The 17012-nt window shown below is 62.8% G+C and carries 18 protein-coding genes and 3 pseudogenes; 11 read left to right on the top strand and 10 right to left on the bottom strand.

Going from position 1 to position 17012, the window contains the following annotated elements; all coding sequences use genetic code 11:
- Positions 1 to 7: 7 nt before the first annotated feature.
- Positions 8 to 1057 carry a DUF1176 domain-containing protein gene (locus LB553_RS07810; RefSeq protein ID WP_224512096.1) on the bottom strand — a complete coding sequence of 350 codons (1050 nt, stop codon included), beginning with the start codon at positions 1055 to 1057 and terminating at the stop codon, positions 8 to 10.
- Positions 1058 to 1198: 141 nt separating this feature from the next.
- Here LB553_RS07810 and LB553_RS07805 point away from each other — a divergent pair, with 141 nt between their 5' ends.
- Positions 1199 to 1705, top strand: coding sequence for a DUF1993 family protein (locus LB553_RS07805; protein ID WP_224512094.1), 507 nt, complete (start codon positions 1199 to 1201; stop codon positions 1703 to 1705).
- A 53-nt stretch (positions 1706 to 1758) separates the two neighbouring features.
- Here LB553_RS07805 and LB553_RS07800 read toward each other — a convergent pair whose 3' ends face one another.
- Positions 1759 to 1923, bottom strand: a complete 165-nt coding sequence (locus tag LB553_RS07800) for a DUF1127 domain-containing protein (RefSeq protein WP_140546832.1) — start codon at positions 1921 to 1923, stop codon at positions 1759 to 1761.
- 31 nt (positions 1924 to 1954) lie between these two features.
- On the bottom strand, positions 1955 to 2197 hold the full coding sequence (locus LB553_RS07795; protein WP_224512092.1) for a hypothetical protein: 243 nt from the start codon (positions 2195 to 2197) through the stop codon (positions 1955 to 1957).
- 119 nt (positions 2198 to 2316) lie between these two features.
- Between LB553_RS07795 and LB553_RS07790 the strand changes: the two genes are divergently transcribed.
- From LB553_RS07790 to LB553_RS07780, 3 genes are all read left to right on the top strand, one after another.
- Entirely contained in the window at positions 2317 to 2775 is a 459-nt protein-coding gene (locus LB553_RS07790) for a hypothetical protein (RefSeq protein ID WP_224512090.1), read from the top strand.
- A 116-nt stretch (positions 2776 to 2891) separates the two neighbouring features.
- Positions 2892 to 3959: an aldo/keto reductase gene (locus LB553_RS07785; protein ID WP_224512087.1), complete on the top strand. Its 1068-nt coding sequence runs from the start codon at positions 2892 to 2894 to the stop codon at positions 3957 to 3959.
- Positions 3960 to 4014: 55 nt separating this feature from the next.
- On the top strand, positions 4015 to 5283 hold the full coding sequence (locus LB553_RS07780; protein WP_224512085.1) for a cysteine desulfurase-like protein: 1269 nt from the start codon (positions 4015 to 4017) through the stop codon (positions 5281 to 5283).
- A 60-nt stretch (positions 5284 to 5343) separates the two neighbouring features.
- Here the strand turns inward: LB553_RS07780 and LB553_RS07775 are convergent, their stop codons facing one another.
- The 4 genes from LB553_RS07775 to LB553_RS07760 are packed head-to-tail and all read right to left on the bottom strand — an operon-like array spanning position 5344 to position 9907.
- The gene (locus LB553_RS07775; RefSeq protein ID WP_224512083.1) at positions 5344 to 6372 is read right to left on the bottom strand and encodes a histone deacetylase family protein; all 1029 of its coding nucleotides are present in this window, start codon (positions 6370 to 6372) and stop codon (positions 5344 to 5346) included.
- Positions 6373 to 6374: 2 nt separating this feature from the next.
- The gene (locus LB553_RS07770; RefSeq protein WP_224512081.1) at positions 6375 to 6869 is read right to left on the bottom strand and encodes a GNAT family N-acetyltransferase; all 495 of its coding nucleotides are present in this window, start codon (positions 6867 to 6869) and stop codon (positions 6375 to 6377) included.
- A 13-nt stretch (positions 6870 to 6882) separates the two neighbouring features.
- Positions 6883 to 8265 (bottom strand): aspartate aminotransferase family protein, encoded by a 1383-nt coding sequence (locus LB553_RS07765; RefSeq protein WP_224512080.1) that lies wholly within the window; start codon positions 8263 to 8265, stop codon positions 6883 to 6885.
- Position 8266: 1 nt separating this feature from the next.
- Positions 8267 to 9907, bottom strand: coding sequence for a N,N-dimethylformamidase beta subunit family domain-containing protein (locus tag LB553_RS07760; protein WP_224512078.1), 1641 nt, complete (start codon positions 9905 to 9907; stop codon positions 8267 to 8269).
- Positions 9908 to 10055: 148 nt separating this feature from the next.
- Here LB553_RS07760 and LB553_RS07755 point away from each other — a divergent pair, with 148 nt between their 5' ends.
- The 3 genes from LB553_RS07755 to LB553_RS07745 all read left to right on the top strand — a co-directional run bounded on the left by LB553_RS07755 (position 10056) and on the right by LB553_RS07745 (position 11160).
- Positions 10056 to 10304: a ParB N-terminal domain-containing protein gene (locus LB553_RS07755; RefSeq protein WP_040981203.1), complete on the top strand. Its 249-nt coding sequence runs from the start codon at positions 10056 to 10058 to the stop codon at positions 10302 to 10304.
- A 118-nt stretch (positions 10305 to 10422) separates the two neighbouring features.
- Positions 10423 to 10818: a GFA family protein gene (locus tag LB553_RS07750; RefSeq protein WP_224512077.1), complete on the top strand. Its 396-nt coding sequence runs from the start codon at positions 10423 to 10425 to the stop codon at positions 10816 to 10818.
- A gap of 129 nt (positions 10819 to 10947) precedes the next feature.
- Complete coding sequence (locus tag LB553_RS07745) at positions 10948 to 11160, top strand: hypothetical protein (protein WP_224512075.1); 213 nt, start codon at positions 10948 to 10950, stop codon at positions 11158 to 11160.
- Between the two features lie 11 nt (positions 11161 to 11171).
- Here LB553_RS07745 and LB553_RS07740 read toward each other — a convergent pair whose 3' ends face one another.
- Entirely contained in the window at positions 11172 to 12101 is a 930-nt protein-coding gene (locus LB553_RS07740; RefSeq protein ID WP_224512074.1) for a hypothetical protein, read from the bottom strand.
- 199 nt (positions 12102 to 12300) lie between these two features.
- Here LB553_RS07740 and LB553_RS07735 point away from each other — a divergent pair, with 199 nt between their 5' ends.
- From LB553_RS07735 to LB553_RS07725, 4 genes and pseudogenes are all read left to right on the top strand, one after another.
- Positions 12301 to 13173: an undecaprenyl-diphosphate phosphatase gene (locus LB553_RS07735; protein ID WP_224512072.1), complete on the top strand. Its 873-nt coding sequence runs from the start codon at positions 12301 to 12303 to the stop codon at positions 13171 to 13173.
- A gap of 49 nt (positions 13174 to 13222) precedes the next feature.
- The gene (locus tag LB553_RS07730; RefSeq protein WP_224512069.1) at positions 13223 to 14008 is read left to right on the top strand and encodes a phosphodiester glycosidase family protein; all 786 of its coding nucleotides are present in this window, start codon (positions 13223 to 13225) and stop codon (positions 14006 to 14008) included.
- A gap of 147 nt (positions 14009 to 14155) precedes the next feature.
- Positions 14156 to 14294, top strand: a pseudogene (locus LB553_RS30770) (muramidase); the annotation flags it as partial.
- A gap of 137 nt (positions 14295 to 14431) precedes the next feature.
- A pseudogene (locus LB553_RS07725) lies at positions 14432 to 15295 on the top strand (GH25 family lysozyme); the annotation flags it as partial.
- 402 nt (positions 15296 to 15697) lie between these two features.
- Here the strand turns inward: LB553_RS07725 and LB553_RS07720 are convergent.
- Positions 15698 to 16072, bottom strand: a pseudogene (locus tag LB553_RS07720) (VOC family protein).
- Between the two features lie 43 nt (positions 16073 to 16115).
- Complete coding sequence (locus LB553_RS07715; protein WP_224512066.1) at positions 16116 to 16838, bottom strand: ImmA/IrrE family metallo-endopeptidase; 723 nt, start codon at positions 16836 to 16838, stop codon at positions 16116 to 16118.
- Between the last annotated feature and the right edge of the window lie 174 nt (positions 16839 to 17012).

Raw genomic sequence — 17012 nt, 5'->3', positions numbered from 1 at the left:
CAGCGCCTCAAGGCGCGGTGTTGTAATCGATGATTGTCTGCGGATTTTGCTCCCCGTCATAGGATGCATCGACGTCATACTGGACGAGCGAGAAATCGCCGTTGCGGAAGAGGTAGGTTCCCGATGACGAGGCATCTCCCACACCACGCCATTTGTTGGATGTGGTGATGGTTTTTGTGTTGTCGTCATAGTCCGAGTTGGTCGCCCAGCCGCTGGTCTTGAAACCAATGATGTGGATCGACTCGACCTTGCCTTCGCTGTTGTTGTTCTCGTAGCGGATGTCGAGGTCCGGCTCGGTGAACTGCAGCTGTGAGACGCCGTTGACATCGTCGGCGATGTAGTAGACCGCCGTCTCGTTGTAGGCGGCCATCGAGCAGAAGAAGCGGAACAGCCGCGTCTCGCGCTCCGGGTCGTTGGGCTGGGCGTCCTTGTCCTTGTAATGAATGGAATGAGCCTCGGGCTCGCCGATCGGCTTGCCCTCTGGATCCTGCTTGTCGCATTGGTCGCCATAGCTGGCGAGGAAGGCTTTCTTGGCGTGTTCCAGCGCCTCGTCCTTCTTCGGCGGCGGCGGACCGTCGCCGCAGCTTGCCGGCACGGCGCTGTCGAAATCCTCGGCCGACGGCTTCAGCGCGCCCTTGTCGATGAAGATCGGCTGGAACGGCGGCTCCTGGATCTGCGCGTTGACCTGGCGGACCGTGTAGCAGCCGGCGAAAACCTTGGCCTCGCCCTTCTTGTCGGTCGCCTGGATGGCAACCGGAACGCTGTAATAGATGCTACCGGCAGCACCGTCTTCCGAGACAGCGCCAGTCTTGACTTCGACGCTGTCCGTGCCGTCGTAACCCTTGACGAAGGCATTGAAGTCTTTTGCCGGCTTCGTATCGCCGAAATAGCCCCAGGCACGGGCGAATTCGTGGCGGTTTATGGCGCTGTAGAGCGAACGGACGACCGCTTCGGCGCTTGATCGGTCATCGATATAGGGTGCATCCGCCGCGGGCGCGGACTGCGTGAAGCCGGCCAGTGAGAAAAAGACGGTCGCTGCGAAAGTGGCTCTTTTCATCGAATCCTCCGCTCGGTAACGAAAATACTACCACGGCGATTGCGGCGGCGTGGTGACGCCGTGGGCAGGACCGCTTGAAGAATCGTGGTGGGAGGCGCTAGCTCTCGGCCCGCGGCGCTGGGGCCGCGTCGGAGGTTACCCGTGACCATTTCCATGTACGACATATCGGTCGGCGTGTTTGCCGCAAGGCTGAAGGCGCTGGCCAGCGTCTTGACCGCGGCAGAGCAGAATGCCGGCGAGCGGAAGATCGATCCGCAGGTGTTCCTCACCGCGCGGCTGGCGCCCGACATGTTCGCGCTGGCCAGGCAGGTCCAGATCGCCACCGATCATGCCAAGGGCGCGCCGTCGCGGCTCGCCGGCCGCGATGTGCCGAAATATGAGGACAATGAAGCGAGCTTTGCCGAGCTGCAGGCCCGGATTGCCAAGACGCTCGATCATCTGGCGACTTTCTCAGTGGCTGACCTGGAAGGCTCCGAGGACCGGACCGTCGAAGTGAGACTGGGAGGGCGTGAAACCACGCTGCCCGGCCTGCAATATCTGCTGCACCTGGCGATGCCGAATTTCTATTTCCACGTCACTACGGCCTACGACATCCTGCGCCACAATGGCGTGCCGCTCGGCAAGCAGACTTTTCTGGGAAATCGCTGACTTTGGAGTGGTTAGAGGTTTCCCAGCACTCCGGGAAACCTCTTCGGTTCGGCTCAGCGGATCGACATTTCGCGCGCGATGCGCGGAAAATCCGCCGGCTTGACGCCGATATCGGCGCGGTCGGCATTGCTCATCGCGTTCAGAAGTGCGAGCGCCGAGCGGTAACGCTGGTGTTCCTGCGGCCTCGGCCGAGCGAACATTTCGGTGAAGAACCCCATGACTCAGTTGCCCCTGTTGGTCCTCCCGACATCACGATATAGGCGATTTGCTAAAAATTGTGCAGTGCAGCATTTGCATGGCTGCCATGCCGCAAGTAATTTTTTCCGCCACAATCGATTTTCCGTGAAACTTTTCGGTAGGCTCGACCGTAGCCAATCGTGCCGTCATATGGCTGGCTTTTTCCTCGCCACTCCTGGCGACCTTGCCGGACTGCAAAGAGCAGTCCGGCTTTTTATTTTCCGATGCCGTCTTGCCAGGCGGAAAAGCCGCCAATTGTTAGCATCGCCAGAATTCATTCTTAACGAGAGGGCCCTATCTTTGGCGGCATCGCTGCATGCCGCCGCGATAGGGAGGTTGAGATCGGCACCGGGAACAAGCTCGATTTCGCTTCGTTGCTCGACGACCTGATCGTCGCCACGGAGAAAGGCGGGGACGAAGGCGCCCGGCCGTCTATCCCGTTCGATTATCTGTCCGTGGCCGATGAGCTGCATTCCGGCCGCATCAAGGTCGCCGGCGAGAGCGTCGCCGCCGAATATCGCGAGCAAGGCGCTGACCTCGCGGCCGAGTTCGCGGCACTTCTCGACCAGGCGAAACTGACGCTTGCCGGCGAAGAGCACTGGCCGGAGGAAAAGCTGCCGCCGATCGATCCCGAAGCGATCGCCGGCGAGCTCGGCCTCGACCGTCCCGCCAAGAACGCCGATTTCGGTCGCATCCGCCGTAATTTCGCCTTCGCCAACCATCCGGACCGGGTCGCGCCGCATCTGCGCCAGCGCGCCATGATCCGCATGCAGGTTGCCAACATGCTGATCGACGAGGCCAAGCGGCGGGCGCTGGCCGGGGCGCGCCGTTAGCCAAGCAATTCACGCAAAAGTCGTTGCGAGCGAGGGCTTGGAGAAACTCCAGCCTGTGCTTTATGCTTGAATTTCCTCCCCGCGCTGTCCGCGCAAACCTCCCGCCGGAGAACCCCATGCATAAACGCCGCCTCGGTCGGACCGATCTCCTTGTTTCGCAAATCTGCCTCGGATCGATGACCTGGGGTCAGCAGAACAGCGAGGCCGAAGGCCATGCGCAGATGGATCTGGCGTTTTCGCGAGGGGTGAATTTCATCGACACGGCCGAGCTTTACCCGATCCCGCCCAAGTCGGAGACGCAAGGGCGAACCGAGAGGATCATCGGCAGCTGGATGAAGGCCAACGGCAACCGCGACAAGGTCATCCTTGCCTCGAAGGTGGTCGGCCGCACGGCGAACGCATGGTTCCGCGGCGATCGTCCGTCGAAGCTGGTGCGCGCCGACATTTTCGACGCGGTCGAGAAGTCGCTGGCCAAGCTCGGCACCGACTATATCGACCTCTACCAGATCCACTGGCCGGACCGTGACATTCCTTGGGGCTCGAACCCGACGCGTGTCGGAGCGGTGGCGCGGCGCGCGGATGCGGCAGGTGCTCCGGGAGACGAGACGCCGGTTGCCGAAACGCTCGCCGTCTTCGAGGAGCTGGTGAAGGCCGGCAAGATCCGCCATCTCGGGCTTTCGAACGAAAGCTCCTGGGGTGTCATGCGCTTTGTCTTCGAAGCCGAGAAGGGCACCGGTCCGCGCGTCGCATCGCTGCAGAATGCCTACAACCTCGTCAACCGCACTTTCGAGGTGAACCTTGCCGAGGTCTGCGAGCGCGAGGAGATCGCGTTCCTTCCCTATTCGCCGCTGGCGCAGGGTTATCTCACCGGAAAATACGATCATGGTTCGCGGCCGCTAGGTTCGCGCACACAGCTCTTCAACCGCGGCCAGCGCTATGAGACGCCGAACGCGGCGGAAGTGCTGCTTCAATACAATGAGCTGGCGCGTTCCTTCGGCATGGAGCCGGCGCTTTTCGCCAACGCCTATGTGGCGAGCCGGCCCTTCGTGACCGCGAATATCATTGGCGCGACCACGACCGCGCAGCTCGAGACGGCGCTGTCCTCAGCCGACGTCACCTGGACGGAAGAGATGCAGAAGGCGGTCGACGCCATCCACCAGCGTGTCGGCAATCCGTGCCCATGAGCGGGTATCACCCAGTAAAGACGAATTGGTGAGAAAAGACGGGGGGATAGAGACGATGTCAGACTTTCCGATCGAGGCCGTGCGCGGCAGGTTTCCGGCGCTTTCGCTGACCGATGACGGGCGTCGCCGCATCTATCTGGACAATCCCGCCGGCACGCAGGTGCCGCAGGCGGTGGCAGATGCGGTGTCGCGCTGCCTGCTCTCGACCAACGCCAATCTGGGTGGGTTCTTTGAGACCACGGTCGCGGCCCAAAAAGTGGTCGACGCTGCGCATGCCGCGATGGCTGATTTCCTGAACGCCGCAAGCGTCGAGGAGATCGTGATCGGCGCCAACATGACGACGCTGACCTACCACATGTCGCGCACGCTTGGCCGCACGATGAAACCGGGCGACGAGATCATCGTCACGCGCATGGATCACGAGGGCAATGTCTCGCCCTGGCTGCAGCTTGCCGAGGATCTCGGCCTGGTCGTGCGCTTCCTGCCGTTCGACGAGCGGAGCTGGCAGGTGGAGGAAGCGGCGCTGAAGGCGCTGCTTTCGCAAAAAACGCGGCTTGTCGCGCTGAATTATGCCTCGAACCTCACCGGCTCGATCAACCGGGTGAAGACGCTGACGGCCGCAGCTAAACAGGCCGGCGCGCTGGTTTATGTCGATGCCGTGCAATTCGCGCCGCATGGGCTGATCGACGTGCAGGCGCTCGGCTGCGATTTCCTGATCTGCTCCGCCTATAAATTCTTCGGGCCGCATATGGGCATATTGTGGGGCCGCCGCGATGTCATCGACGCGCTCGAGCCTTACAAATGCCGCTGCTCGTCCAACGCCCTGCCGGAGCGGTTCGAGCTTGGCACGCCGCAGATCGAGCTGATGGCCGGGCTGACGGCGGCCATCAACTATTTCGCCGATCTGGGCGGTGCCGCCGGCGAGAGCGGCTCGCGCCGGCAGCGAATCGCCAAGGCGTTCGAGGTCTCGATCGCTTACGAGAACAAGCTTGCCCGGCAACTGATCGAAGGCCTGTCCGACATCGAGGGCCTGGTCATCCACGGCATCACCGATCCGAATCGCCTCGCCGAGCGTGTGCCAACGATTTCCTTCACCGTCGAAGGGATCGCGCCGGAAACGATCGTGCGGCAGATGAATGCCGAGGACATCTTCGTCTGGTCCGGCCACAATTATGCGTGGGAGGTCGTCCACCAGCTGGGCATACCCGCCGAGCAGGGCGTCCTGCGCATCGGCATTGCGCATTACAACACGGCGGTCGAGATCGACGAGACGCTGGAGAGCGTGCATCGCGTGATCGCGATGCTGCGGCAGCAGCGTTCGTAGTTTTTTGGCTTTACGCAATTCCGGACGGAAAACCGCTACACACTTTTCCTGGAATTGCTTCTAACCCTGCTTGCCGCCGAAGCCGGTGAGGAAAGCGGTGAGATTGTCGCCGAGCGCGTCGCAGAGATAGCCGCCTTCCTGGACGATGACCGTCGGCAGGCCGAGCCCGGCGATCGCTTCGCCGATGCGCGAGAAGCCCGGCGTCGTCACCGACAGGCCGCCGAATGGGTCGCCCTCGAAAGCGTCGAGGCCGAGCGCCACGACCAGCGCTTCCGGCGCGAAGGCGCGAATGCGCTGGAAGGCCGCCGACAGCGTTTCGAGAAAGGGCGCGTCGCCGGACTTGCGCGGCAGCGGCAGGTTGAGATTGTAGCCGAGGCCGAGGCCTTCGCCGCGCTCGTCGGCGTGTCCCCAGAAGAACGGGTAGAAGCGCACCGGATCGGCATGCAGCGAGACGGTGAGCACGTCGGGGCGGGCATAGAAGATTCCTTGCGTGCCGTTGCCGTGGTGCAGGTCGACATCGAGGATCGCGACGCGGGCGGCGTTCTTGCGCAGCACCTGCGCCGCGACCGCCGAATTGTTGATGAAGCAGAAGCCGCCGGCGACATCGCCGAAGGCGTGATGGCCGGGCGGGCGGCAGAGCGCATAGGCCGAAGGCGCGCCGGCCATCACCGCTTCGGCAGCTTCCACTGCGCTCCAGGCGCTCCACAGCGCGCTGTTCCAGGTCTCGGCCGAGATCGGGCAGGCGGTGTCGGCCATGTGGTAGCCGGCCTGGCCGACCGCCGAGGCCGGATAGGAGCCATTGCGGGCGATCGGGTGGATGTTCGGGATGACTTCCGCCGAGGCGCCTTCGATGCGCTGCCAGCGCGCAAAAATGTGCTCGAGGAAATCGAGATATTCAGGCGTATGCACCGCCGCGATCGGGCCGAGCCCATGATTTTCTGGGCGTTCGATCGTCAAGCCGGCCGATCTCGCGCCGGCTAACAATCGTTCGGTCCGCTCCGGCTTTTCCGGGTTGGGCTGCGGCGCGCCGCTGGAGAGGAAAGCCCTCGGGTCATGGCGTTTCTGCTCCTCGGCATAGAAGGCTTTCATCGTCATTCCTCCGGCGTGTCGGCAAAGGCGAAAAAGGCGTCGCCGACGATTTTCTGCACCTGCTCGTAGCTCGACCGGTCGATGCCCAGTCTTTCGTAGAAGGCCTTGGCCGTCTCATTGTCGGTATCGACGGAGAGCCTCAGGTAGACGCCGCCCGCCGCGCGGCATTCCTTCGCGACGCGCCGCAGCAACCTTTCGCCGACCCGGCGGCCGCGGAAACGATCCTCGACGTAAAGGTCCTGCACATAAACGCCGGGACGGCCGATCCAGGTCGAGAAGATCGGGAAATGCAGGCAAAGCCCGGCGAATTCGCCGTCGATCTCGGCGATCAGCGTCGAGAAAGCGGGTTTTTCGCCGAAGCCGTAGCGGCGGAGATCGTCGGGCGTCGAGGTGATTTCCTGGTGCGCGCCGATATGTGTGCCGAGGCGCAGCAGGGCGGCGTGGATGGTCTCGACGTCGTCAATGGTGCCGGGGCGGAGGGTGATTGGTGCCGGCATCAAAACACCTTTCTCATCCTTCCACCGGCAGGTCGAGCTCCGCGGCCAGCGCCTTCAGCGAATCGCCGATGATAGAGATCATCTCGCCGATCTGCTTGGCCGTGATGATCATCGGCGGCGCCACCATGAAATTGTCGCCGTCGACGCCGCCCTTGACGTTGCGGCCATAGATGATCAGCCCGCGCGCATAGGCGTGGTCGAGCAGGCGCTGCGTCGCCTTGCTGGCCGGGTCGATGGGCTTCAGCGTCTCCGGATCGGCGACCATTTCGGCGCCGGTGAGCAGGCCTTTGCCGCGCACGTCGGCGATGAAGGGGAAGCGCTTTTGCAAGCCCTTCAACTCTGCCATCAGCACCTCGCCCATCGCGGCGGCGTTGGCGATGAGCTCGAGCCGGTCCATTTCACCAAGGACAGCAAGGCCGGCGGCGCAGGCGAGCGGATTGCCGGCATAGGTGTGGCCATGCTGGAAGCCGCCGGAGGCCAGCAGCGGCTCGACCAGGCGCATGGGTGCTGCCAGAGCGCCGAGTGGCGCGTAGCCCGAGCCCAGGCCCTTCGAGAGGGCGACGATGTCGGGCCTGCAGTTCCAGTGGTCGCCGCCGAGGAACTTGCCTGTCCTGCCGGCGCCGCTCATCACCTCGTCATGGATCAGAAGGATGCCGTAGCGGTCGCAGATTTCGCGGACGCGCGGATAGTAGCTGTCGGGCGCGACCAGGGCTGCGGTCGCAGCACCGCCGATCGGCTCCATGATGAAGGCCAGAACGCTTTCGGGGCCTTCAGCCTGGATTTTCTCCTCCAGCATGTCGGCGTAACGGATGCCGCGCTGCTCCATCGAAAGGTTGTCGCGGTCGCGCCAGGCTGTGGGTGCCGGCACCGTCGGCATCACCTTCATCATCGGCGTGAAGGTTTCGGCGAGCGCATCGTCGCCGGTGACGGAAAGGGAGCCCAGCGTGCCGCCATGATAGGACGGGAAGCGGGTGATCACCTTCCAGCGCTTGGGCTGGCCGGTGGCGACCGCCCATTGGCGTGCGAGCTTGATGCAGGATTCGGTCGCTTCCGAGCCGCCCGACACGAAGAAAATGCGATCCATGCCTTCGGGCAGCTTGCCGGCCAGCGCGCGCGCCAGCTCTTCGGCGGGTTCGTTCTCGAAATGCAGCCGATAGGCGAAGGTGGTCTTGTCCATCTGCCGCTTCATGGCGTCGAGCACGTTGCGGTTGGAATGGCCGATATTGGCGACCATCGGCCCGCTCGAGCCGTCGATGAAGCGGCGGCCGTCCTTTGTCCAGAAATAGATGCCCTCGGCGCGGTCGACGAGCGGCCGGCGCAGGCTGGAGAGGTAGAACAGATGCGACGGCGGTCGCGTTTCGGCCTCTGCTGCGGGCTGGACTTCCGGTTTCGACATGTCAGGACTTTCCAAGATAGCGGTCGAGAACATTTTTGGTCACGCGTTCGACCATCGCGTCCTGCCTTAGCAAGCCGGCGACCCATTCGCAGCTTCCGGCATGGAACACCTCGCCCTTGCCGCGCGGGAAATTGACGATCATGCCGTTGCCGCGCTTGACCTTGTCGAGATTGGCGTCGCTCGCCTCGCCGAACAACGTTTCGGCGGTGAAGCGGCCGTCCTCGTCGGTGAGGAACTGGTCCTCGATCGGGATGTCGGCGCTTTCCTCGACCTGGCTCGCCATGCCGACGGCCAGCACCTGCAAGCCGTCCGGCGCGCCGCTGGTCGCTGTCGGGTAGGGCAGGCCGCCGCGGATCTCGGAATCGAGGCCGTCGACCTCGTAACCATAGACATGGCTGTCGGCGCCGAGCAGGTCGCCATAATAAATGCCGGTGCCGGCGAAGGCCCAGTGCTCGGGACGGTAGACCGGAAACCCGCGCACGCCGCGCGGCGCGCAGCCGCCCCAGCCGGCATAGACGCCTCTCGTGGCGTTGAGGCCGAAGGTGGCGCTGCCGGGACGGCCGATCTCAGGCGCTTCCCAGGAATTGGTGGCGCGGGTGACGTCGCCGCCGCGATAGGCGGGGTCTTCCGCCCGCGCTTTATATTTATAGCAGACCTGGCGGCGGCCTTGGTCCTCCAGCCTCGTCTGCCACATGAAATTGCCGGCGAAGCGCGCCGCATGCCCGCCGCGCTCGACATAGGCGTCGACGGCGTCGCGCATCTCCCAGGTCCAGTATTCGTCGTGGCCGACGAAGCCGACGCAGTCATAGCCGTCGAGGATTTCGGGCGAGAAATGGAGCTCGTGCTGGCTCACCAGATCGACCTGATAGCCGGCGCGCTCGGCGAAGCGGAAGAAATGGCTGTCATAGCTTGCCCAGCCCGAAGAGGCGTATTTCTTCGAATGGCCGGTGGCGAAAGCCCATTCCATATGCGGATAACGCGGCACGGTCTTCGGCGGCACCGCGACTTCCAGCGGCACGCGCGGCGCATCCTTGGGCAGCACGACGAAACCGCGGCACCAGGGTCGCTGCGTCGACACCGTCGTCGCGTACTGGTCGCGGTTCGGGCCGGTGATGCCCTGATAGTGGTTCGAGCCGCCCCAGGTGTTGTAGGCGAGCCAGGTGCCGGTCGCGGCGACCTGCAGCAGGCGGCCGGGCTTGCGGCCGGGCAAGGGTGTAACGATGAAGAGATGATGGCTGTGAATCGGCGTGCCGTCGCGGCCTTCGGCCGAGAGCGTCACGCGGTAGGCGCCGGACGGCCAGTCGACGCCGACGCGGAATTCGAACGAGGCCTCCCAGCCGCAGCCGTCGACAGAGCATTGGTCGGGCGTATCTTGCCAGCGCGCCGTCAGGCCCGCTCCCTCGAACACCTTTGTTTCGCTCTCGCCGTCGCGAATGACGGCAAGGCTGAATTGCGGCGCCGACGCGCTGACGAAAAGCGTGACCAGTTCGCCCGGACGATAGGAGAACCGGTCGCTGTAGGCCCAAATCTCGCCGCTCGAGCCATTCATTCCCGGCCATTCGTAATAATGGCCGCGCACCGCCTCGCGGCGCTGCTCGGGCGTGAGCCCGAAATCGGGGAATTCGGTCGGCAGTTGCGTCAAGAAACACCTGAGATCACGAGGCCGTCATTGAGACCGTTGGCCGGCCAAGCGTCAAATGGAAAGCATCGGGCCAGCGCGCTTGCGCTTGGCGATGTCCGGCAAACGAGTTACTTCATCCTTAGGCGACGTTTCAACGCCGGGAGCCGACATGCTGCGTGTGCAAAAGGTCAAGGTCGACGACATCTACGTGCCGACGGCGCGGCGCAAGACGCTGCATCCCGAGACGGTGCGCCATCTCGCCGAGGATATTCTCGAAAACGGCATGAAGACGCCGATCCAGGTGCGGCACGACGGCAAGCGCCACATCCTGGTCGAGGGGCTGCATAGGCTCGAAGCCGCGAAGTGGCTCGGCGAGACCACGATCGACGCCTATCTCGTGCAGGCGAAGCGCCACTGATTTTCGTTAGGGGCGGGACCTATCACCGTTAGCGATCGCGTTCCATCAACGCTTTTTGATTGACGCTGTCGTGCCTGCAGTTAAAGCGTGCCGCTACTCCAGGAACAGGAAGCTTACCATGGCGAAATATGAGGGCGGGTGCCTATGCGGCGCGGTGCGCTACAAGGCCGAAGTCGAGCCGGTCAACGAACGCGTCTGCCATTGCCGGATCTGCCAGAGAGCGATCGGCGCCGCCTTCAATGCGCGACTTCTGTTTCGTATCGACGACGTGACCATCGAAGGACCGGTGGCGGCAATCAATTCCACGCCGGACCTCAAGCGCGGCTTCTGCCCGGCCTGTGGTACGACCCTGTTTTCACGGCGGGATTCCAGGGGCATCCTCGGCGTCACCTCTGGCTCGCTCGACGACCCGTCCCTGTTCAAGCCCGACATGCATTTCTGGACCGCCTCGAAGCAGCCCTGGGTGATGCTTGACGATGGCCTGCCTCAATATGAAGGCGCGCCGCCGGCCTGAGTCATTGCGACGCAGGCCTGCACAAAAATTTCATCTTCGATTCACGACATAGCCGGCAAAGCGTCATTGGCGGGCCATCTTTGGCTGCCTATCTAAGCGCCATGCGGGAAGGCATCGAGGAGGCGATGGATGAGCGAGAGCATCAACACCCTGGACGAGCTTTTGAACGACCCGATGGTCCAACTCGTGATGGCGCGCGACCGCGTGCGCCCGGCCGAGATTCGCCTGCTTCTGGAAAAGGCTCGCAAGAGGGCGAGCGATGATTCCCGCATCGATCAAGCCTCGGTGCCGCCCGCGCATGTGGTGGCAAGAAGCTGCCTGAAGCAGTGGCTCTACCGCTGAGGCGACCCGGTTCAGCTCGAATGAGCGGGCAGGTAGCTGTAATGATTGCGCAAATAGGCGAGCTTGAAGCCGAGCCGGTCGTAGTTGCGATAGGCCGGCCCGTCGCGTTCGGGGCGCGGCGCCTCGATGTCGGCGACAAACAGTTTCGCGCCGGCGGCTATGCCGTCGCGAACCAGTCTTTCGCCGAGCATGGCATCCAGATCGAAGCTCGGCGCCATGATTCCCGGCACCGGCGCGTCGAGACCGCTCCAGGCGGCACCATCTGAGATAAAGAGCGAGCGTACTGCGGCGACCGCGCCCCTGCGTTTCAGCATATAGTGACGCCAGCCCTTGCGACCGACAAGCGCCGTGAGCCAGGGCGTGGTGGGAAGCCTGTATTTGGCATCGATGAAAGAAGCCCATTCCGAGGTCTTCCAGGACGTAACCTCCTCGACCACCAGATCGTCGACCGGGATCAGCGGGTCGCCCGGGAAGAGCGGTTCGTCCGGCAGCGGCGTGGCGTCGCGATAGATGCGCTCCCAGCCGCCCTGATGCTGCAGGCCGCGCGCTTCCAGCCAACACCGCAGCCGCGCCGGTTCAGCATGTGGATTGGTATAGAACCACGGCCGCCTGATGCCGGCATCGCGGTAATGCGCGAGCAACGTGTCGACCTGTTCTTCCGTCGCCGGACCATCGACGCCGATATTCTTCACGCAGTTGAAATGGATGAACGGGATCGTCGTGCAGGTGGTCCAGACAAGATCGCCGTCCCTGTCAATCGCAAGCCCTTGCCGGGCCGCGAAATCCGTCGGCGCCGCTTCGTAGAGGTCGAGCCAGGCAGCGACTTCGGCGCGCTCGATGGCGCGGCTGGTATCACGCGACACCTCCTCGATCGCGATTTCGGCAGCATGCGTTCCCGGCGGCGTGACCGGCTCCAATTCCGAGAGGGCGGCGGTCGACATCGTGATGCTCCTCCGATTTGCCTTACGCTGTAAGATTAGCGCAGGATAATATGGCAGCGCCAGTTGTCAAGCAGGATTAGCGCCACCTTACAAATCCGTGAGTTGGAATCACGCTATCGTGAGGCTAAGCCTGTCTGCCAGGCTTTTCGAATGACGATTCACTTTTGCCTCGGGCCGGGGCGCTGCGAAAAGGATTGAGATGACCGACGTCTGCACTCAAGGACTGGACACCGGCTTTGTCGGCCTGGGTTATGCCAAGGTGGCGTTTCTGGGCATCGTGCAAGGCATCACCGAATTGCTGCCGATCTCCTCGACCGCGCATATGCGTATCGTGCCGGCCGTGCTCGGCTGGCAGGATCCCGGCTCGGCCTTCTCGGCCGCCATGCAACTGGCGGCGCTGGCGGCGGTGGTCAGCTATTTCTGGAGCGATGTCAGGGACGTGCTGTTCGGTTCGCTGACGGCGATCTCGCGCCGGGATTTCAGCGACCGCTATTTCCGGCTCGCGATCAGCATCGTGCTTGCCACTGTCCCGATCATCATTGCCGGCCTTGCGCTTTCCGGCATGCTCAACGCCTGCAACTCGCCGCTGCGCGGGCTGGCCGTCATCGGCTGGGCCTGCATCGCCATGGCGATCCTTCTGGCGCTGGCCGAGATCTTCGCCAGCCACAAGCTCGTGCTGCGCCAGGCATCGATCCTTGACGCGCTGCTGGTGGGTGTCGCCCAGGTCGGCGCGCTTATTCCCGGCGTCTCGCGTTCGGGCTCGACGCTGACGGCGGCGATGGGGCTGGGCTTCGCCCGGCCCGAGGCGGCGCGGCTGTCGTTCCTGCTCGGCCTGCCGGCCATCGCGCTGGCCGGGCTCAAGGAGCTCTATGAACTGCACAAGGTGCATCTCGACGCGCATGGCTGGTCGATCCTGGCCGTCGGCCTTGTCGTCGCGTCGATCTCGGCCTTCTTCGCCATTTGGGGGCTGATGCGGGTGCTCGAGCGCTTCTCCGCCTGGCCGTTCGTCATCTATCGCGGCCTGCTCGGCGTGGTGCTGCTGATCGGCGTCGCGACCGGCTGGCTTGTCTAGAGGTCTCGACCGAATCCGCTCTATCGCCAGCTGACCGCCGGACGCGCTGATGGATCTTGGGACGCTGCTGCAATCCGTGCCGTTGCTGGCCACGCTGGTGAAATCGGCGGTGCCGGCAGCAATTGGCGCGGGCATAGGGCTTGGCCAATGGCTGGCGGCGCTGCCGCCCTGCCGCAACCAGATTTTCGAGAACGCGACCTATCTGGTCTGCGAGGCCGATCCGAAGCATTTTTCCATCGAGCTGTTCTGGAAGAACAAGGATGGCGAACTCTATCGGTCGCTGCACAATCTGCGCAGCGCGCAGCAGGCGACGGGACGTACCCTGCTTTTCGGCCTCAATGCCGGCATGTATCACCCCGATCTCGCGCCGGTCGGGCTATATGTCGAACGCGGCGAGCAGGTCACGCCGGCGAAGACCGGATCGGGAACCGGCAATTTCTCCATGCAGCCCAACGGCATCTTCTATCTCAGCGCAGGCAAGGCCGGCGTTCGCGCGACCAGGGATTATCTCAAACGTCCGCCGCGCGTGGATTACGCCACGCAATCCGGACCGATGCTGGTCATCGACGGCAAGCTGCATCCGAAATTCCAGGCAGACGGCACCTCGCGAAAGATCCGCGATGGCGTGGGCGTGCGCGCCGACGGCGTCGCGGTCTTCGCGATCTCGGACGACGTCGTGACCTTCCACGAATTCGCGCGGCTGTTCCGCGACCGGCTCGGCTGCCCGAACGCGCTCTTCCTCGACGGCTCGATCTCGAGCCTCTATGCGCCCGGGATCGGCCGCAACGACGATTTCTGGAATCTGGGACCGATGATCGGCGTGTTCAGGCGCTAGCCAATGTTCTTCGGCGCCACCCGAATCATCCGATCGCGCCAAAAGTAAATTTTGATTCAAACTTTGTTGGTAATTTCTCATTAGGAATGGCGTTTCCGGCGGCGCTGTTCCTGCCTTCGGTCTGTTTTGTTTTGCGTACAGGTCAAGATGCGGATTTTTGGCGCCGTCAGTTTCGTGCTCGCATCGCTTTGCCTTGCCGGCTGCTCGTCCACGTCGGGCGTCGATGCCTTGCAGATGCCGTCCAACGAGACGACGAGCTCGGTTGTGCGGCCAAGCGCGCCCGTATCGAAGGGCGCGAGGACCGCCATTACCGAAAGAACCGTCGAGACCGCGTCGATGTCGGACGCCACGCGCATCAAGCCGCCGGCGCCGCTGCTCCACGAGGCTAACGCGAGCCCCGGCGACGAGAACTCGCGCCCCGGCGACGAAAATTCGCGCCCCTTCGGCCTTGCCGAGGAAGAGACGGTGAACTTCCCGGCGACCGATCTGCTGGACAGCGTCGAGCCGCCGGTGCAGGAAGCAGCGCTCGTCTCGCCGCCGAAGCGGCTGTCGCGCGCCGCGCCCGCCATGCTCGCCGGTCCGGTCACGCGCTACGCGTTCCGCGACGCCAAGCCGATCAATTTCGGCCGCGCTTCGCCGCGCCATCTTGCCGTTCACGGCGTCGACGTCTCGCGCTGGCAGGGCAACATCAACTGGCAAAAGCTGCGCGCCCAGGGCGCCAATTTCGCCTATATCAAGGCGACCGACGGCGGCGATCATCTCGACCCGATGTTCATGAAGAACTGGCGCAACGCCGATGCCGCCGGGCTGAAGCGCGGCGCCTATCATTTCTTCTACTGGTGCCGCACCGCGGGCGAGCAGGCCGACTGGTTCATCCGCAACGTGCCGAAGGTCGACGGCGCGCTGCCGCCGGTCATCGACGTCGAGTGGAACGGCGACTCTTCGTGCAGACGCAAGCCGTCGCGCGACAAGGTGCTAGAGAAGATGCAGGTGTTCATGGACAAGCTGGAGCGCCACTACGGCCAGCGGCCCATCATCTACACCAGCCCCGATTTCTATCGCGACAATCTGCGCGGCGCCTTCCTGGATTACCCGTTCTGGCTGCGCGCGGTGGCGGCGCATCCGTCAAAAGTCTATCCGGGCCGCAGGTGGCTGTTCTGGCAATATTCCGGTTCCGGCCTGTCGCATGGCGTCAGCGGCCGCATCGACCTCAACGTCTTCCATGGCGACGAGCGCCAATGGCGCGCCTGGCTGGGCGGCGGGCAGATGGTGGCCGACGCGGATTAGGGCGCTTTTCCCTTCTCCCCCTGTGGGAGAAGGTGGCCGCGAAGCGGCCGGATGAGGGGTGCTCCAGCTTGACGAAAACCTTTGCCGGCTTGGGGCGCCGCAGTAAGATCGCCAGCGTCTCACTCCGCTGGAACATCCCTCATCGTCTCGGCGCTGCGCGCCGATCCACCTTCTCCCACAACAAGGGGAGAAGGGGAAGAGCGCTCACGCCTCGCCCCGCGCGGTCGTCATCCTCGGGCTTGACCCGAGGATCCATTCCGTGACCCCGGTGAAGCGTACAACGGAGCAGAATTCTGCATTGCTGCAACGCTTCAAAGTCGCGGAATGGATTCCAGGGTCTGCGCGCGTCGCTTCGCTCCTTGCTTCGCCCTGGAATGACGAAGCAGAAGGGGCGTCGCCACGCTATGCCTCGTTGATCATCGCCTCGATATTATAACTATCGGGATCGAGCACGAAGCAGGCGTAGTAATGCTCCCCATAGTCCGGACTCGGCCCGGGCGCGCCATTGTCCGCGGCGCCCGCCTCGAGCGCCGCGCGGTAGAATGCATCGACCTCCGCCTTGCTCTTCACCCGGAACGCAACATGCAGATGGGTGAGCGGCGAAGGCTTCTCACCCGTGCTCTGGATCTCGAACAGGCAGCCATTGCCGACATCGAAGGCTCAGAACACGCTCTCCTTACCGAAGGAGAGGCGATAGCCCAAGGGCGCGAAAGCCTTTTCGTAGAAGAGCTTGCTCTTGTCGAGGTCGCTCACCTCGATGGTGATGTGGTCGATCATGACGAATATTGCGGACGCTTAGTTGAGCCGGCGGCAACGACTTTCAAGCCGGCAAGCCAGCCTCAAGTCGACGCACATTGCTGGCTCGCCTTGTGTCCCCAAAAAACAGCAAGAGTTGTGACCTTAGCTTGGATGGGCGAGCCTTTTGGACCTTTGGGAATGATTCTGTGACGCCCTTGAGCCAATTCCTATCCAACACCGTATCGGAGCAGTTCTGGCGAACTCTTAGCCTCTTAATGTGGTTGAGGACACGATTTGCTTGGCCATGTGTCAGCCTACATGCTTTCGCAAGTTCCCCCACTCCGGTGAACTTCTTGAACTCTGAGAACGGGTAAAGAAAGCAGAGCGCAAACATAGTAGCTTGCCATTCAGCGCTATGAGCGAAACCCGTTCCCTCGACTCTCTGCTGATAAGGTTCTGCAGCACTGTTTAGCCCGAGCGCTGCGTATCGATGGTGCAGCAAAAGGTGCCCAACCTCATGCATGATTATTTCGGCCGAAAACATGCATCTGTTCGACGCGCCTTCGTAAATGCTTTCTGAAACGACTACCCCCAGCGGATTCTCGGACACGAATGCCCGCGCGCTTCCCATCTTATTATCCGACTCAATATGAATATATAGCCCGGAAAATAGCTTTGGTAGGTCAATCTCAATAAAACGAATTACGTCAAACGGTCCTTTGTTTGAAAGTTCTTTTCGAACCCATTCGGCCAATATGCGAATTTTGTTGGCCGAAGCACCTTTGCTAATAAAGACATCGTCCATTGTTAAGCACCGTATCGCGGCTGGGAAACACGGGTAATTTTGTAGGTCGGATCCTTCTCTGCGAGCGCTAATTCGACTTCGGTTTGTCGAGCTCAAGTATGTCCATGACCAAGAGCACATAGTGGGCTGGCGGCGATTTTTCTCCGCGCTCAATACGGGATATGTCGAGTGGGG

It is taken from the genome of Mesorhizobium sp. CA8 (genome assembly GCF_020164955.1).
Classification (GTDB): domain Bacteria; phylum Pseudomonadota; class Alphaproteobacteria; order Rhizobiales; family Rhizobiaceae; genus Mesorhizobium.
Note: the sequence above shows the minus strand (reverse complement) of the source record. Positions and strands in the feature narration are given on the sequence as shown.

Bases quoted from the DNA above. Each gene is read 5' to 3' on its own strand.
- LB553_RS07750 (WP_224512077.1), top strand. From the start codon at position 10,423: ATGGCGAAATATGAGGGCGGGTGCCTATGCGGCGCGGTGCGCTACAAG.
- LB553_RS07765 (WP_224512080.1), bottom strand. From the start codon at position 8,265: ATGTCGAAACCGGAAGTCCAGCCCGCAGCAGAGGCCGAAACGCGACCG.
- LB553_RS07745 (WP_224512075.1), top strand. From the start codon at position 10,948: ATGAGCGAGAGCATCAACACCCTGGACGAGCTTTTGAACGACCCGATG.
- LB553_RS07800 (WP_140546832.1), bottom strand. From the start codon at position 1,923: ATGGGGTTCTTCACCGAAATGTTCGCTCGGCCGAGGCCGCAGGAACAC.
- LB553_RS07780 (WP_224512085.1), top strand. From the start codon at position 4,015: ATGTCAGACTTTCCGATCGAGGCCGTGCGCGGCAGGTTTCCGGCGCTT.
- LB553_RS07740 (WP_224512074.1), bottom strand. From the start codon at position 12,101: ATGTCGACCGCCGCCCTCTCGGAATTGGAGCCGGTCACGCCGCCGGGA.
- LB553_RS07715 (WP_224512066.1), bottom strand. From the start codon at position 16,838: ATGGACGATGTCTTTATTAGCAAAGGTGCTTCGGCCAACAAAATTCGC.
- LB553_RS07735 (WP_224512072.1), top strand. From the start codon at position 12,301: ATGACCGACGTCTGCACTCAAGGACTGGACACCGGCTTTGTCGGCCTG.
- LB553_RS07770 (WP_224512081.1), bottom strand. From the start codon at position 6,869: ATGCCGGCACCAATCACCCTCCGCCCCGGCACCATTGACGACGTCGAG.
- LB553_RS07755 (WP_040981203.1), top strand. From the start codon at position 10,056: ATGCTGCGTGTGCAAAAGGTCAAGGTCGACGACATCTACGTGCCGACG.
- LB553_RS07810 (WP_224512096.1), bottom strand. From the start codon at position 1,057: ATGAAAAGAGCCACTTTCGCAGCGACCGTCTTTTTCTCACTGGCCGGC.
- LB553_RS07730 (WP_224512069.1), top strand. From the start codon at position 13,223: ATGGATCTTGGGACGCTGCTGCAATCCGTGCCGTTGCTGGCCACGCTG.
- LB553_RS07775 (WP_224512083.1), bottom strand. From the start codon at position 6,372: ATGAAAGCCTTCTATGCCGAGGAGCAGAAACGCCATGACCCGAGGGCT.
- LB553_RS07785 (WP_224512087.1), top strand. From the start codon at position 2,892: ATGCATAAACGCCGCCTCGGTCGGACCGATCTCCTTGTTTCGCAAATC.